Here is a 15,622-nt window from a genome sequence, read left to right as displayed (position 1 = left end):
CCTTACTTAAGTAGTGGTACTTGGGTTTTGTTGCTTACCGATTCCATCCAATCTTTCACGATGTTGTCCCATTGGATTTCTGCGGCACTGAAGAAACCGCGCAAAATAGAAAATAAGATCGCTTCGTCTACCAACGTCACATGCTGGTAGGAATCGAGATTCAACACACTTTTCGCACGTTCGATGAGCGCTTCTACCTCTTTGGCAATGTTTGGTGTGTCTTGCAGAAGTGCGTCAAAATTGAGTGCTTCCGTTTCCTTTTTCGCGCGCCAAGCGAGCTGTGCAGACTGAGTGGCAAACTCTGGTAAATCCATGTTTGACCAACGTGGGTAACCCACCTTCTGCAGTGGAAGAAACGCGATTTTTTGCCAATCTAGCGCTTGTTGAGATGGGTGACTTGTTTCACTTGATGTAGCCAGTTCAAGGAAGTAAGCAATGATATCTAGGCTTTCTGCCATCGCTTCACCATTGTCTTTGATAAGAAGTGGTACTTGTTTGGTTCCAATCAGGTCTGTTGTGATTTTGTCGTCGTCATAAGCAATATTGATGACATCGAGTTGGATATTCAGCATGCCAGCAACATAGCGGACGCGAGCACTGAATGGGCAATGTTCGTAAATGTAAAGTTTCATAGTGTTTTCCTGATGATTTGTATTGGGTAGCCCCGCTTGTTCGGGAGACGTTAAGTCAGGGCTACCAGTAGGGATGAAATTAGTTGTTGAAGCTTGGCGCTAAGTCGGTTTGTTTGCTTTCTTTGCGGTTCGCCTTGGCGATGAATAACAAACCAATCAGTGGAACAATGATGGCTGCGTAAGGGATCATGCCTGCGCCCATTTGGCTATCGAGCACCATGCCGCCTAAGAAACCACCAAAGGCATTGGCTAAGTTGAACGCAGAGATGTTTGCCGTCGCTGCTAACTCTTGACCTTCACCACCGTGGTTCATTACTCGAAGCTGCATTGCTGGCACGTTAGCGAATGACGCAATACCAAATACAAAGGCAGTGGCAATAAACAGAACTTTGCTGTCGACAGCTAGGCCGACCAGTACCAGTGACACAATCATCGCGATAGCCCAGAACATGGACGCTTTTTGTAGGTTTTTATCTGATGAACGACCACCCATGGTGTTGCCGACAATCAGACCGACACCAACGATAACTAGAATCCAAGTCACGGCACTTTCACCAAAGCCAGTGATGTGCATGGCGATAGGGGCGATGTAGCCATACAAAGTCATAAACCCCGACCAAGCAAATACGGTGATCGCAAGGCTGATAAGTAGCATTGGGTTTTTGAACGCAGCCAATTGCGCTTTGACATCTTTTGCTTCGCCATGACCAGTCGATTTGATCACTGAAGTGATGAAGAACAGAGCCACTAAACCAAAAGCGGCAACGGTTAAGAAAGTGGTGTGCCAGCCGAATTGCAAGCCAATCCAAGTACCGCCAGGCACACCTAAAACGTTGGCCAGTGTTAGGCCTGCGAACATCTGTCCGACCGCACGGCCTGCCATCTTTTCTGAAACCAAGTTGGTCGCGACCACGGCTCCGATGCCGTAGAAAGGACCTTGAACCAAACCTGTGATCACTCGGCTGACCATCAACACAAAGTAGTTAGGTGCGAAAGCGGACAATACGTTGCCGAGAATAAACAGCACCATTAGCCCAGCCAGTACGGCTTTCTTGTTAAAGCGTGCCAAGTAAATCGTAAGTAGCGGGCCGCCAAACACAATGGCAAGCGCGTAGGCACTGATTAGATAACCCGCTTGCCCTTCCGTGATGGACAAAGAGTTGGCGACTTGAGGAAGGATTCCTGCAATAACAAATTCCGCGGTACCGATAGCAAAAGCTGCAAGCGTTAAGATCCATACCTGCAGCGGCATTTTTTCTTTATTCATGGGGGAGTCTCTTTTTTTATTTCGTTTGAACCCATTGGTGCCATGCTTTTTTATTGCTCTGGCACCTTGTTTTTATTTGCGGTTAGCTAAGCGTGTGTTGTTAGCCAAGCAGTGCGCCACCATCAACATCAATCACGGCGCCAGTCATGTAGCTGTTTTCAATCAGAAGTAAGTAAGCTTTTGCAACGTCACTGGCTTCACCAACTTTGCCTACGGGCAAGCTATTTTGTGAGCGTTTGAACATGGCATTTCTGTCGTCTTCGTTCATGCCTTGATACGCCTCAGTTTTAGTCAAACCAGGGCTGACCGCATTCACTCGGATAGGAGCCAATTCTTGCGCCAGTACTTTCGTGGTTGCTTCAATAGCCGCGTTGATGGCGGTTTTGACGTAGGTGTTAGCAACAACTTTGCGCGACAACATGCCAGACGTTAGCGTGATTGAGCCGCCTTTCTTGATGTAGCGTGCGCCATGTTTCGCCGCGTTGATTGCGCCCCAAAACTTGGTATCAAAAGCGTATTTTGCTTGGGAAACCTCCACGTCCATCACTTTACCTGCCGGAGCATAAGAACCTGCTGTGACGATCAGGTGGTCAAAAGCACCAATGGTTTCGAAGTAGTGGTAAACCGACTGTTCATCGCTGATGTCTAACCCTGTTTTGCGGCTTGCTACGTGGACAACCGCATTGTCGCTTGCAAGTTGTTGGCTAAGTTCAGCACCAATACCTGATGTGCCACCGAGTACGACGTAGACAGTTTTTTCTGTTTTCATGATTTGTTTCTCCAATCTTGTTTCGTTGGAGCCAGTATATTGATTGGAAGAAATTTGATAATTGGGTAATATTTGAATTGATTATTCAGCCCAGTCGAATAATGAGGTTTTGGAGGGAATGTGGACAAGTTTTCGGATATGACGCTGTTTGTCAGCATAGTGAAGAACCAAGGGCTGGCAGCGGCTGGTAGAGAGCTCGGCTTATCGCCAGCAACAGTAACGGCAAGATTGCAGTCGCTGGAAGATCGCTATGGGGTGAAATTACTTAATCGAAGTACAAGGCATATTTCACTGACGGACTCTGGCGCTATGTACCATCAGGCATGCTTGGAAATCATCGACAGCGTCAAAGAGACGGAGAACTTACTCCAAACTGGCACCAAAGAAGTGCGCGGCACACTTAAAATCTCGGCTCCTCGTGATATTGGTAAGCAATACATTTCGCCAATACTGTCGGAATTTAGTCAGCTCTATCCTGATGTGATCCCTTATCTGTATTTGAACGATAACTTATCCAACTTGGCGGAGTCCGGTTTGGATATTGTTATCCGATATGGAGAGCTAGCCGACAGCAACCTTATCTCTCGCAAACTGGCGTCCAGTCGCCGAGTGCTTTGTGCTTCTCCTCAGTATTTGGCAAAGAAAGGCACGCCGATCACGCCACAAGATTTAGCACAGCACGATTGTTTAGCCATGGTTCGCAGCAATGAAGAGTTGAAAACATGGCACTTTCAAGATGAAGAGCAGCACAATGTAGTTACTGTCGTACCGAAGCGTTTTTCTGATGATGGTGAAGTGATTCGTCAATGGGCATTAGATGGGGCGGGGATTGCGTTGAAATCGATTCTCGATGTACAAGAGGACATCAAACAGCAGCGTTTAGTGACGGTGTTAAATGGCTATATGAAGAACTTCAACGCATCGACCTCTTCTGCAGGCGCAGATTTGAATGTGATTTACCTGAGTCGCCAATATCAACCCAAGCGACTTCGTTTGTTTTTGGACTTCTTGATTGAGCGTTTTCATAGCCAGTTTCCGGAATAAGCAAGACTTAGACGGCAACCCGTAATTGAGGCCATGTGATTAGCCAGTTTTTGGATTCTACCCGAGATTGAAACAGCACTAATGTTCGCTTGGGATTGTAAGTAATCTGGCCTTCAAACAAAGACTCAAATCCGAACGCTGAAAAGCATTCTATCTGGTTCTTTTCGTTCAATCTGGCCGCAACCGCCGTCTCTTTTTCTGGCCAGTAACTCATTGCATCTAAGGTGCTTTGGTAAGGATTATCACCATTCCTTATGTGCATGTTTGCTTGATTGCGCACTTGCCAGTTGAGCTCTGGCATTAAGGCGTTTAGTTGAGCTTCGTATTTGAGGTAGGTTTGTTCGTCCAACTCATTCGGATCGAAATAAACCACATCAAGATCATTTAATGGTGTTGGATTGTGCTTTTGGTGAAGGTGATCCCAAACTAGGTTTCGTACAAAGCCCGCAGCAATGTAGCAATCTGGTAAAGCCAGTGCTCGAACACACTCCAATGCTTGAATGCGAAGTGGATCTTCTGCCAACAACTGAGCAAGTTTATCTTCAAGCATCGGCATTACTTTGCTGGTGGCAGTTCAATGCCTAGTTCATCGCGTTTTCGCTTACTCAAGCCAAGTGCAACCAATCGATAAGATTCTGATAAATAGTACTTTAGCTCTTCGTCTAGGCGTCCGGAGGTTTCTGTTTGTTGAATCCACTTCATGCCACGGTTTGCGAAATAAGGGGCAGGAATATAGCCTTCATAATCACTTAAAAAATCGAAGTTTAAAGGGGAAGTCTTAAACGTAAATGCAGGCTGCTTGTCTTTACTCCAGCCACCAATAGCAAACACCTTTCCACCGACTTTCCAAACATGCGCATCACCCCATTGAACTACATGGGAAGTGGCAGCGAATGAGCCGCAGAATTGATTAAATTCATCGTATGTCATGGTCAACCTTAACTTATGAGAATTACGGTGTTGGCTAGGTTAGCACAGGTTGATTGGTCTTGATGTATCACGATTCATTGTAAAGCTTTAAAGGTTGGATTCTGTCTGAACTTTTTGCTTTAACTCAGGTAGAGTGAAATTTAAATAATTTTACATTATAGATAATTTGAGTAATGTGAACTTTTCTCCTCGTAGGATTGGACTCCTATATCCTTTCTTACGTGATTGCTGAGGTCGTTAATGTAATACCTCTCAATATTGGTTTTTTAATTAAATTCAATTTATTCAATAGTGTAGATGCTATTTTTTGAGCTTTTAACAATATGTTCTTCAATTGAATTTCCTTGTTCGACCATTTGATGTCAGTATTATCGAACCAACAAAGCTCCATTACGAACAACGATTTATTACAAGTATTATAAGTAGAGATTATGGACAATAGACTTCGCTATCTTTCAGCGCTTCATTACTTTGAATCTGCAGCTCGACTAAAAAGCTACAGTAAAGCGGCTGAGGAACTTTGCATCACTCAGGCAGCGATAAGCCAAAAGTTGAGGCAGTTAGAACAACGTTTGAGTTGCAAGCTGTTCATTCGACGTGGACGTGAAATGCATCTGACGGATAAAGGGCAAATTCTTCATCGACACGTTAATGATGGTTTCAAAAACATCATTACAGGCCTAAATCGAATTCAAAATGAACCGCTAGAAGGCGTGTTGAATGTTAGTGCTCCGCGTTCTTTTTCTACTCGTTGGCTAATGCCAAGGCTATGGAAATTTACAATGGAGTACCCACATATTCCTATCAGAATGCAAAACCTCCACACCATGGATATCAGACACACTGAGACCGATGTACTAATTTGGCAAGGCGATGGAGATGCAACCGATTTAGGGTTGGAGCAAAAGACGTTATTTGAAGAAGAAATCTATCCTTACTGTTCTCCACAACTTGCTGAATCAATTAAGTTTACCCACCCTGAGCAGTTACAACGTTGTTGGCTGATTGACTTTCACTCAGAGGCATTCAATTGGGAGCAGTGGTTTAAAGCTGCCAACGTTGATACTCAAAAAGACAGACTTCAGTGGATGGAGGTTGGCACCTTTGATATGGGAATCAATGCTGTGGTAGCTGGTCACGGGGCGTGCTTAGCAACAGATAGTGTTTGTGCCGACTTTATTGAAAGAGGGATGCTAGTGAAACCTTTTGATATTGGTTTAAAGCCAGGTGTTCGTTACTCGGTAATTGATGACCCTTCGTCTTCGCGCTCTTTGCGTATCAGTGCTTTTAAAGCTTGGTTAATGAAAGAGCTTTCTTTTAAGTAACTTGCTAGTTTTAAGTTTATTTTCATTGGGAATGATAAGGTCAAACGACGGGCTGTTTGAGATAACCCAACATGCCTTTGGGTGCTAGTTATTTGATTAACTGAGCTGGCTTGTTACTTTAATGACTTGTTCTTTAAAGACGTCTTTGACTTTTTGATTGCTGCTCTTAGCTACGGATACCCACTGTAAGCCAGTTCCATCAACATGTTGGAATTCAATTTGTAGCTCGTATTTTTTTGTTGAATTGAGGGCAGCAATTATGCCCACAACGAAGGCAAAAGGGGCGGTAAAAGCTCCAAGTGATTCAGGGCAAACCATCCAAACGACGCTTGAGACTATTGTTCCGATGCAAAGGATACGTAAGGCATGGTCTTTAAATGTGTTCGTTTTTACACGTATTCCTTTTATCTTTTCCAAAAGATAATGATCTTGTTTAAAGGAAAACTGGGATTGCTTAATTTGAAAATCTTGTGCAGAAATCATTGACAACACCTCTCATCAGTTAAATGCATACATATGAATATCACTTCTAAAGTCTGATAATCAATTGTCTTGTGAATAATATAGAGGGGAAAGTCACAGGTTTTTATGATTTGAGGAAAGAAAGCGAAAAAGGTCGCGGTTTTCTCTAGATGGCAGATAAAACAAAGCCGCTGAGATTGTCAGCGGCTTTGTCGTTTTAATTCGGTATCAAATTACTTAGCTACTTGCGGACGTGGCTTGCGACGTTGTCCTGATGGCTTGTTGCCTGACGGTTTACCGTTTGAAGGCTTTGCGCCTGCGGGCTTGCCGTTGTTAGGCTTGCGGTTACCTGATGGTTTGCCACCGTTACCGTTTTTATTTGCGCCCGGTTTGTTCGCACCAGACTGGTTGTTATTCGGCTTGTTACCACTTGGCTTGCCGTTTGAGCGAGCTTGACCGTCACGGTTGCCTTTTGGCTTACCAGCGCCGCCTTTGCCTGATTTGTTTTCGCCTTTACCGTTTTTGTTGTCACTGTTGAAACGACGCTTTGGTTTGTTGTTTCCGCCGCTGTTTTTCTTCTCAGCAGTTTGACCGTTTTCACCTTCTGCCTTTGGCTTCTTAGGTTTTTTCGGTTTCTTTGGCTTGATCGGGCGAGTATCTAGCTTCGACTCAGGCAATACGTTCGTTGGTGCGTAGCCTTCCAGTTCTTTACGAGGAAGCAGCTGTTGAATCAAACGTTCAATCGCAAACAGCTCTGATGCTTCAAGTGCGCACACTAGAGAAATCGCTTTACCCACTTCACCAGCACGACCAGTACGGCCGATACGGTGAACGTAATCTTCAGCTACTTTTGGCAACTCAAAGTTAACCACCTGAGGAAGCTGAGGAATATCGATACCGCGTGCAGCGATGTCGGTTGCAACCAGCACTCGAACTTCGCCAGACTTAAAGTCAGCCAGTGCTTTAGTACGTGCGCCTTGGCTCTTGTTACCGTGAATTGCTGCAGCTGTAATCTTTTGGTCGATTAGGAACTTCGCTAAGCGGTTTGCGCCATGCTTTGTTTTGGTAAATACCAATACTTGTTTCCAATCACCGTCTTTGATCAGTTTGACCAGCATTGGCGCTTTCTTCTTCACGTCTGCTGGGTAGATGCATTGTTCTACAGTGCGTGCTGTTGAGTTTGCAGGGTTAACTGAAATTTCAACAGGATTGTTTACCAAACCTTTTGCAAGATCGCGGATTTCATCAGAGAAAGTCGCAGAGAACAGAAGGTTCTGACGCTGCTTAGGCAGTAAATCAAGAATCTTGCGAATGTCGCGAATGAAGCCCATGTCTAGCATGCGATCTGCTTCGTCCAGAACCAGCATTTCTAGTTGGTCGAACTTCACTGCGTTTTGGTTGTATAGGTCCAATAGGCGACCTGGTGTTGCAACCAATACGTCCGCACCTTTACGAAGGCGAAGCATTTGCGGGTTGATCTTCACACCACCAAATACCACTGCACTCGTTAGAGGTAGGTGGCGGCTGTACATGAACACGTTTTCTTGCACCTGAGCAGCAAGCTCACGAGTTGGTGTGAGCACCAATGCGCGGACTTGGTTGCTGCGTACACGTGGACCGTTCGACAGACGTTCAAGAATCGGAAGCGTAAAGCCTGCCGTTTTACCTGTACCAGTCTGTGCTGCTGCCATCACGTCTTTCCCTTCCAAAACAGCTGGAATTGCTTGTGCCTGAATTGGCGAAGGGGTGTCGTAGCCTTTTTCCTGAATAGCTTTAAGGATTGGAGCAGATAGACCTAACGAGGTAAAACCCATATGTATGATTCTCAATTGTCGAGTTAGATAACAAGGCGTCGAATTTATGTACGACGCGAAAAGTGCGACATTCTGAGGCTTTTAAGCGTTAGCTTCAACTATTTCTGTCATGGATAATTTTTTGAAGCAGATCTCATTTCTCACGACAGCGTTAAAATGCAGTCTTTACCTCAAGTTTGCTTGAGGTCTTAGAGTGTTTAACAAGCAAAAGGAAAACTAAAACGATAACCCAAATTAACAAGGAACAACGTTATGAAAAGCTATGTTGAACACGCCAATATCTCCGTCGTAAATGCGCGCAAAACCATTGAATTTTTAACGACTGCTATTCCAGAGTGGACAATCCGTGGCAGCGGTAAGCTTGATGACTGGTTTGGACGTCCCATCGAATGGTTTCATGTCGGAGATGAGCATTCTTACATTGCGATCTCCGATGGTGGAGATGGCGATGCTAGGCATTGGACGACACATTTTACTGGCATGAAGCACCTCGGCATCGTCGTTCCTGATGTTGATGCGCTCGTCGCTCGATTAAAAGAAGTGGGTTATGAGCTTGACCACTGGGGCGCGGAACACCCATTTCGTAAAAACGTCTATTACTTGGAAGATCATGGGATGCAGTTTGAGTTTGTCGAGTATCTATCAGACAAAGACAGCGAGCGAAATGATTACACTCAATAGCATTTATTGAATCAAGGATGGAGCAAGGCATAGAGCGTATACCTTGCTCTTAAGAGTGAGGCTAGTGCTTGGCGTGATCCAAAAAGGCTTGAGTTAGCAGTTGGAACAGCGCGTCAGTATCTGGCCTTTCATCTATGTGATTGAATAGGGGAGTGTGCACGTCGCCGCGAATATCATCGTTATGCCTGCAAAGGCGATTACATAACTGCACAGGTTCAACGATCTTTTCTACATCCGCATCAATAAGAATGCAGGCCTGAGAGAGCACCACTTGCCCGCCGCCTTTCTTCAGTAAAACTCGTTGTGCGGTTCCCACCACTTTTTGTCCATTGATGTTTAGGTTGTAGTCCCCGTCACAATAGGAGTTGGGTGTTGCGTGCACATCAACCTTCACACCAAGTTGTTCAAAGAAAACCTCTAGGACAGAACATAAGTCGAGATACGCTTTTTTGATATCGTATGGCTGACCTTCTGGCCAATGATAGATGTGGGATAGATTAATGATTCCAGGAACTTGAGGTACGGGTGCGCCGCCAGTTTTTCTAGAGAATAGCTTCCAGTTCGTCTCTTCAAGGCCTTGTTCAAGCTCGTCTGAAATAGGCCACTTCTTTCCCGCAGGAAGGACGAGCGTTGGGCTTTTCACTTGCCACAACAATAAGACTTGAGAGAGTTGATCCGTCCGCACGAGTTTGATCAGCTCATCTTCTTTACTGAAAACATCTGCGACTTCAGTGGATTGATAGCGGATCAGTTTATTTTTGGAAGCCAAATTCAGTTCCTTTTTTCATCTACCCTTCAGTTTTACTCCAATTCCTTCACAAAATCCAATCACAACTCTGTTTTTGTTTGAAAGTGAATGTTCATTAAAAACATTAAGTTAAAACTTTCAGGCGCAAATATCGAGTCAGGTCTACAATTTGTTTTAAATGCAAATGTTGCGCATGCAATGATTGTTGTGTAATCTTTATTTTGTACCGCTACTTACATCAAATCAAAAAAGAGAATATCGCTATGAAAAAGTCACTCAGCCTAGCTCATCGACTCAGCTCTATCAGTGCCTATCTGCTCATCATGAGCTTTTTTATTAGCACCGTGTTGGTTGAATTATTTGGTGATCACCAAGCTATCTTGTTCGTCAAAACCTATATTTCTTATGCGATTTGGGCAGTAGTACCTTTAATGGCGGCAGCTGGTATTACTGGGTCTAAGATGGCTCCGAATGTAAAGAAAGGCCCATTAGCTGCAAAGAAAAAGCGCATGCCTTTCATTGCGTTGAACGGCGTCTTGATTCTTGTTCCATCAGCCATTTACCTTCATCACTTAGCGGAACTTGGGCGGTTTGATACCACTTTCTATGTGGTTCAAATCGCGGAGTTACTTGCTGGCTTCATCAATTTGACTTTGATGACGTTGAATATTCGAGATGCAAGGGCATTAAAACGACCAACAAAAGCACCTAAACAGGCTGTTATGTAAAGCATAAAAATAATTTGTTGGTCATCGTCTGGGTGATAAATAGAATCCGCAGACTATTTAATTCTAAGGCGAAGAAATTATGAAAAAGTTAATGACTGCTGCAGCATTAGCAACGTTGTTAACTGGCTGCGTGACCTTCCCAACGCAAGAGTCTGAGCAAGTGAAAGTGATTTGGGATGATGTAAACGCAATCGCAAACTGCCAGCACCTAGGCACAGTAATGGGCTCAGAAGGCCACTTTTATGATTACTGGCTTCATGCAGACAAAGACATGGTTTGGGGCACACTAAACCAAATGCGCATTAAAGCAGCAGAGCTAGGGGCAGATACGCTTTACTTGTATCAACCACTTGGTTTCTCAAGCTCAGTGACCATGTTCGCTAACGCGTATCAGTGTCAGAACTAAAAGAAAAGCAGACGTTAATGTCTGCTTTTTTCGTTTTAGTATTTGCCTTCAAGGCATAGCAAGGAACGACAAGGGACACCCGTGGTTGCTAGTTAGTTCTGCCCTACGACTTGTTCAGCTCAGCTATTTAGTTCAGCCCTGCAGTCGCCATCGCAACTGAATCCGTAAAGGACAAAGAGAAAGCGTCATCCGTGTTCAGAACTTTTGCCGGGAACTCTAGGCTTAGCTTAGCCTCTGGTGCGACTTCTGATTCGATACTGGTAATGAACTGACGAGTTTCTCCTGGAGAAATGGTCAAATCTTTGCCCGCTTGTGGGCCAAGCTCAGCGATACCAATCGTCGTTAGGCCATTACCCTCCTGATCGACCAAGCTCAACAAAGATTCGGATTTGTAAATCAACTCGCCCTTGTCGGTTTGATACGCTCTGAAGGTATTAAAGTTCGGTTGTAACTCGCCGTCAGAGGCTAAGTTAGTCACTGAGAAGGTGACGTTAGAACCATCAAACTTCTCAACTCGAACAAGTACGTTCGCGTCTTGGTAACGAGCGGCCGCCGCTGCAGCTGCCATTTCTCTTCGTCGTTCTTTCTCGCGCTCAACTTCCGCAACACGCGCTTTTTCTTCTTCAATTCGAGCTTCTGCCATCGCATAAGATTTATCAACCATAGCGAGTAGCGCAGGGATAGAATAAGCAGACAACCCTTCTAAGTGGTCGAAGTCGATCTTCGCGTTAGTGGTAAGCTTATTGGTAGAGAACTGGCAATGACCGTCGATTAGGCTGACAAACGCCACTTCAAACGTACCTTGGAGTTTGCTGACTTCAATGCCCGCTTTCTCAATGTTGTCACGAACTTGCTTGATCTCTTCCAATGATTTCTTCGGCAGTAAACCGTTGGGTGATACGTCGTTTGAAACTGATACTAACTCTTCGGTCACAAACGGATTGTTTTTTGCCGGAACAACCGTCGTGACGAGGTTAGATTGGGTGATGTCTTCACCCAGTAAGACAGTCATTTTCTGCGACGCGGCAGTTTTGTTGCCGGCTAATACGTCGCTACAGTTTGGTGAGTTGCTCGCTTGTGCGGTTTGAATCGCAGCGAGAGAAAGCATGGCGGACAAGCCAGTTACGACGAGTCCTTTCGATGGTCGATTGTTCATCCTGATAAACCCCTCTGTAATATGATGCGCTAAGCCGACGTGTATAAGTCCAATCGCGGATTGGTATAGCGACATTCAGAATGGTTGTAATTGCGTCCTCGCCACGTTCATCTTCACAAGACTGCATTGCTGATGGTTTCAGCTCGACTTTCGATAGTGATAAGCCGTCACGATCAAAAGTGTTTGAATTCGCAGATGATGCTGCAAGGTCGATGTCTTTTTTCTGAAAGATAGACGTAACTTTTCAAGGCTTCAAATCCGTGATCGAGATCTATTTTTTGCGACAGTGCGAGGATCAAGCGAAAACAGACACTTAACGTAGAGAGTTGATTTTGAGAGAAAAAAATAAATTTTTTTGGGAACTTTTTGAAACGCTGCCTTTGAGACTTAATTCGCATCTCAAAGGCAGGTATTTGGATTTTAAGGTGTAATTTTTATTACAGCGCGTTGAGTACGTCTGCTAAGCGTGTTACCGCCACTTTTAATTCTTCTGGTGTTGCATTGGTGAAGTTAAGACGCAGTGCCGCTTTCACTTCAGAACCTTCTGGGTAGAAGACAGGGCTCGGTACAACAGCCACGCCGTTCGCAAGCAGTGATTTTGCCAGCTCAAAGGTATCGCACTCTGGGATCTCTACCCACACGAACATACCACCATCAACAGGCTTGAGGACGCAGCTTGATGGAAGCTGTTTTTCTAGCTCTGCATACATCACATCGTAGCGAGACTTGTACAGTTCACAAATGGTGCTGATGTGGGTTTCGAAGTTGTCATGTTGAAGCAAGCCGTGCAGTAGGGCTTGCATCGGTACGCTTGAGTGCAGATCGGCACCTTGTTTGATTTTAATCAGCGGTTCTAGGTAGCTAGTTTTACCCGTAACCACACCGATACGAAGACCTGGTGATGCAATCTTAGAGAATGAACGCAGTACGATAGAATTCTGTGGACAGAAATCAGAAACCAAAGGCAAAGCTTCACCAGAGAAACGCAGCTCGCGGTACGGAGCATCTTCGATGAAAGCCACGTTGTATTGAATACAAAGTTCTGCAACCTTTTGACGCGTTTCTAGTGCCCAGCATACGCCTGTTGGGTTATGGAAATCTGGCACCGCATAGAACATCTTCGGCTTTTGCTCTGCGAAGCACTGCTCTAGCTCTCCAAGGTTTGGACCGAACTCAGTTTGAGAAACAGTAACGATGTTTGCTTGAACCAAACCAAACACCTGCATCGCACCAAGGTAGCTTGGGGCTTCCATTACCACTTTGTCACCCGGATTCACATAAGCACGAGCAATCAAATCCAAACCTTGCTGAGAGCCAGTGGTGATCATCGCGGTGTGTGTTTCAGGCAGCTTGAAGTAACCGTTTAGGAAGTTCAGCAGCGGTCCATAGCCTGCGGTTGAACCATATTGGAACACCTCTGGCATGTTGGCCAAGTTTTCAAGCGTCGGCTTCATTAAGTCGATTGGGAAGGTCTTCTCGTCTGGCAAACCGCCAGCAAGCGAGATGACGTTTTTATCGCTAGCGGCAGCGAGGATCTCTCGAATGTACGATGACTTTACTTGTTGTAGTGACTGTGCGATTTCCATGTGTTGTGTTTCTCGTATTTTTTAATTTTGGTTTTATTCAGAAGATAGTACATGGGATTTGCTAACTTAAGTGTGTCCATCTATGCTGTTAAACATGTCCATTTATGCTATTTAAATCAAACGCTAAATTATGAGTCAGCAACAAGTTTCCAGAATCAATGACGTACTGTTCTACATTCACCAAGACATTAGCAGAGAATTATCCGCTAAAGAGCTAGCCGATGTAGCAGCGTATTCTGAGCAGCATTTCCACCGTATTTTTAAAGATGTGGTGGGGGAGTCGATTCATCAATACATCCGTCGCACACGAATGGAATACGCAGCAAACCAGTTGATGTTCGATACCAAATCGTCGGTATTAGAGATTGCTAACAAGTGTGGTTTCAGTTCTGTATCGTCATTCAGCCGTGCCTTTAAATCCACGTTTGATATGTCCCCTGGTGCTTGGCGTAAGCATGATTTGCACGTCGCGGAAAAGCCGTATCTCAAAGATCCAGAAGTAGCGGCGGGGTACCATCGAGTCGCGGAGCGTACCTTACCTGAGCCAAAGATTGTTGAAGTGCCACAGCGTTTTGCTGCTTATGTTCGTCATGAAGGCTACAACCGTTCTATTCGCAATGCTTGGTTGGTGTTAAAAGCATGGGCTAATTCAGAGAACCGAGACTTCTCTACGCAATATGGTTTGCATCATTCCAACCCGGCTTGGGTTGAGTTGGACAAATGTCGTTATGTGGCGTGCATGGCCATTGATAAACCGCTTAAGTATCGCGGCGTAGTGAATCAGATGACCATTCCGGGTGGCTTACATGCGGTGTTCAGGTTGACTGGTGTGTATGGTGAGTTGCTTCCTCAAATCAGTATGGTGTTGGAGAAATGGCTGCCAAACTCGGGCTTTAAGCAACGCTCGACTCCTGCATATGTGCATTATTATCAAAACCACTTTTTAAATCATGAAGAAGCGTTTGAATTAGATTTCTACTTGCCTATCAGTTTCTTCTAACAATTTCTCTTAAAAAGCTTTGCTTCACGTTCAATGCTTTACTATTGTGTCAGATGAAAATGCCCGACATTGACGTCGGACTTTATAGAATAAGTTGAAAATGAAATGAATATAGAACATCTCAAGCTTTTCGTTCGTTTGGCATCAACGCACAACATCAGCATGGCAGGACAAGAGCTTGGATTATCGCCAGCCGTTGCCAGTGCCCACATCAATAAGTTGGAAGAAGGGCTAGGCGTTCGCCTTGTGCACCGAACCACACGTAAGGTCTCATTAACGGAAGAAGGTCAGGCATTTTTGCCACACGCAGAAGAAGTGCTTGCAACGGTAGAAGCGGCGCGAGGTGCGGTCGGAGTAGGTCATAGTGCGCCAACTGGCACGCTTCGAGTTACAGCGCCAGCGTCGTTTGGGCGTTTGCATCTTGTGCCTGCTCTCAAAGGCTTTATGGCGGCTTATCCGGAGCTAACGGTAGATTTTCGTTTCTCCGATTCCATTATTGATATGGTTGAAGGCGGGTTCGATGTCGCGATTCGTCTTGCGGAGCTGAAAGACTCAACGCTGGTGGCACGCAAATTAGCACCGGATCGTCGCATCATTGTCGCTTCACCAGAGTATTTAGAAAAGCACGGAACGCCGAAAACACCGCAAGAACTTGCTGAGCATGAATGCGTGACGCTAATGGGATTGGAGAATTGGGTGTTTGAAACCCCAGATGGTCATTATGCGATGCGCGCTTCGGGCAGTTTTAGAACCGATAACGGCGATGCGATGCGTGATGCTTGTATCGATGGGCTTGGTGTGTCGATTAACTCGATTTGGAGTGTCTACAAACAGCTTCAAGCCGGTGAATTGGTTGAAATCTTGGAAGACTATCCATTGGTGATGAACGCCAGCATTTGGGCGGTTTACCCTAGCTCACGTTTGATCGCACCTAAGGTTCGTGCCTTTATTGATTACTTTGCCGAGTATTACGGGCAGCCACCATACTGGGAAACCGAACTGGCTACCCATCAGAAATAAACAAAAACGCTTTCCAATCGGAAAGCGTTTTTTATTGTGCTTATCTAGCGGGAG

General features: G+C 45.1%; 17 protein-coding genes. 7 read left to right on the top strand and 10 right to left on the bottom strand.

Features of this window, described 5'->3' with window-relative positions:
• Positions 1–2 precede the first annotated feature (2 nt).
• The 3 genes from ATB78_RS00940 to ATB78_RS00930 form a co-directional block, all read right to left on the bottom strand.
• Complete coding sequence (locus tag ATB78_RS00940) at positions 3–632, bottom strand: GrxB family glutaredoxin (RefSeq protein ID WP_061007550.1); 630 nt, start codon at positions 630–632, stop codon at positions 3–5.
• A gap of 79 nt (positions 633–711) precedes the next feature.
• Positions 712–1,899, bottom strand: coding sequence for an MFS transporter (locus ATB78_RS00935; protein WP_061007549.1), 1,188 nt, complete (start codon positions 1,897–1,899; stop codon positions 712–714).
• 100 nt (positions 1,900–1,999) lie between these two features.
• Positions 2,000–2,668, bottom strand: coding sequence for an SDR family oxidoreductase (locus ATB78_RS00930; RefSeq protein ID WP_061007548.1), 669 nt, complete (start codon positions 2,666–2,668; stop codon positions 2,000–2,002).
• Between the two features lie 120 nt (positions 2,669–2,788).
• On the opposite strand from ATB78_RS00930, the gene ATB78_RS00925 reads away from it, so the two are divergent.
• The gene (locus ATB78_RS00925; RefSeq protein ID WP_009706305.1) at positions 2,789–3,712 is read left to right on the top strand and encodes a LysR family transcriptional regulator; all 924 of its coding nucleotides are present in this window, start codon (positions 2,789–2,791) and stop codon (positions 3,710–3,712) included.
• 7 nt (positions 3,713–3,719) lie between these two features.
• Here the strand turns inward: ATB78_RS00925 and ATB78_RS00920 are convergent, their stop codons facing one another.
• Positions 3,720–4,262 (bottom strand): nucleotidyltransferase family protein, encoded by a 543-nt coding sequence (locus tag ATB78_RS00920; protein WP_061007727.1) that lies wholly within the window; start codon positions 4,260–4,262, stop codon positions 3,720–3,722.
• 5 nt (positions 4,263–4,267) lie between these two features.
• On the bottom strand, positions 4,268–4,642 hold the full coding sequence (locus tag ATB78_RS00915; RefSeq protein WP_039977147.1) for an MmcQ/YjbR family DNA-binding protein: 375 nt from the start codon (positions 4,640–4,642) through the stop codon (positions 4,268–4,270).
• Positions 4,643–5,073: 431 nt separating this feature from the next.
• Here ATB78_RS00915 and ATB78_RS00910 point away from each other — a divergent pair, with 431 nt between their 5' ends.
• Positions 5,074–5,967 (top strand): LysR substrate-binding domain-containing protein, encoded by an 894-nt coding sequence (locus ATB78_RS00910; RefSeq protein ID WP_045384003.1) that lies wholly within the window; start codon positions 5,074–5,076, stop codon positions 5,965–5,967.
• 96 nt (positions 5,968–6,063) lie between these two features.
• On the opposite strand, the gene ATB78_RS00905 is transcribed toward ATB78_RS00910, so the two are convergent.
• Together ATB78_RS00905 and ATB78_RS00900 are read right to left on the bottom strand one after the other, a co-directional pair.
• A complete protein-coding gene (locus ATB78_RS00905; RefSeq protein ID WP_020194677.1) occupies positions 6,064–6,450 on the bottom strand; it encodes a hypothetical protein in 387 nt (128 codons plus the stop codon).
• Between the two features lie 212 nt (positions 6,451–6,662).
• Positions 6,663–8,243: a DEAD/DEAH box helicase gene (locus tag ATB78_RS00900; protein WP_061007547.1), complete on the bottom strand. Its 1,581-nt coding sequence runs from the start codon at positions 8,241–8,243 to the stop codon at positions 6,663–6,665.
• Positions 8,244–8,495: 252 nt separating this feature from the next.
• Here ATB78_RS00900 and ATB78_RS00895 point away from each other — a divergent pair, with 252 nt between their 5' ends.
• Positions 8,496–8,924, top strand: a complete 429-nt coding sequence (locus ATB78_RS00895) for a VOC family protein (RefSeq protein WP_061007546.1) — start codon at positions 8,496–8,498, stop codon at positions 8,922–8,924.
• A 61-nt stretch (positions 8,925–8,985) separates the two neighbouring features.
• Here the strand turns inward: ATB78_RS00895 and ATB78_RS00890 are convergent, their stop codons facing one another.
• Positions 8,986–9,693, bottom strand: a complete 708-nt coding sequence (locus ATB78_RS00890; protein ID WP_061007545.1) for a hypothetical protein — start codon at positions 9,691–9,693, stop codon at positions 8,986–8,988.
• A 242-nt stretch (positions 9,694–9,935) separates the two neighbouring features.
• On the opposite strand from ATB78_RS00890, the gene ATB78_RS00885 reads away from it, so the two are divergent.
• Together ATB78_RS00885 and ATB78_RS00880 are read left to right on the top strand one after the other, a co-directional pair.
• Complete coding sequence (locus ATB78_RS00885) at positions 9,936–10,400, top strand: hypothetical protein (protein ID WP_061007544.1); 465 nt, start codon at positions 9,936–9,938, stop codon at positions 10,398–10,400.
• A gap of 79 nt (positions 10,401–10,479) precedes the next feature.
• The gene (locus ATB78_RS00880; protein ID WP_009706294.1) at positions 10,480–10,806 is read left to right on the top strand and encodes a DUF4156 domain-containing protein; all 327 of its coding nucleotides are present in this window, start codon (positions 10,480–10,482) and stop codon (positions 10,804–10,806) included.
• A gap of 127 nt (positions 10,807–10,933) precedes the next feature.
• Here ATB78_RS00880 and ATB78_RS00875 read toward each other — a convergent pair whose 3' ends face one another.
• On the bottom strand, positions 10,934–11,962 hold the full coding sequence (locus tag ATB78_RS00875; protein WP_061007543.1) for a hypothetical protein: 1,029 nt from the start codon (positions 11,960–11,962) through the stop codon (positions 10,934–10,936).
• A 437-nt stretch (positions 11,963–12,399) separates the two neighbouring features.
• Positions 12,400–13,548: a PLP-dependent aminotransferase family protein gene (locus ATB78_RS00870; protein WP_061007542.1), complete on the bottom strand. Its 1,149-nt coding sequence runs from the start codon at positions 13,546–13,548 to the stop codon at positions 12,400–12,402.
• A 130-nt stretch (positions 13,549–13,678) separates the two neighbouring features.
• Between ATB78_RS00870 and ATB78_RS00865 the strand changes: the two genes are divergently transcribed.
• Positions 13,679–14,548, top strand: coding sequence for a GyrI-like domain-containing protein (locus ATB78_RS00865; protein ID WP_061007541.1), 870 nt, complete (start codon positions 13,679–13,681; stop codon positions 14,546–14,548).
• A 105-nt stretch (positions 14,549–14,653) separates the two neighbouring features.
• Positions 14,654–15,568: a LysR family transcriptional regulator gene (locus ATB78_RS00860; RefSeq protein WP_061007540.1), complete on the top strand. Its 915-nt coding sequence runs from the start codon at positions 14,654–14,656 to the stop codon at positions 15,566–15,568.
• The last annotated feature ends 54 nt before the right edge of the window (positions 15,569–15,622 follow it).

The organism is Vibrio sp. CUB2 (genome assembly GCF_001557945.1).
Taxonomy (GTDB): Bacteria; Pseudomonadota; Gammaproteobacteria; order Enterobacterales; family Vibrionaceae; genus Vibrio; species Vibrio owensii.
Note: the sequence above shows the minus strand (reverse complement) of the source record. Positions and strands in the feature narration are given on the sequence as shown.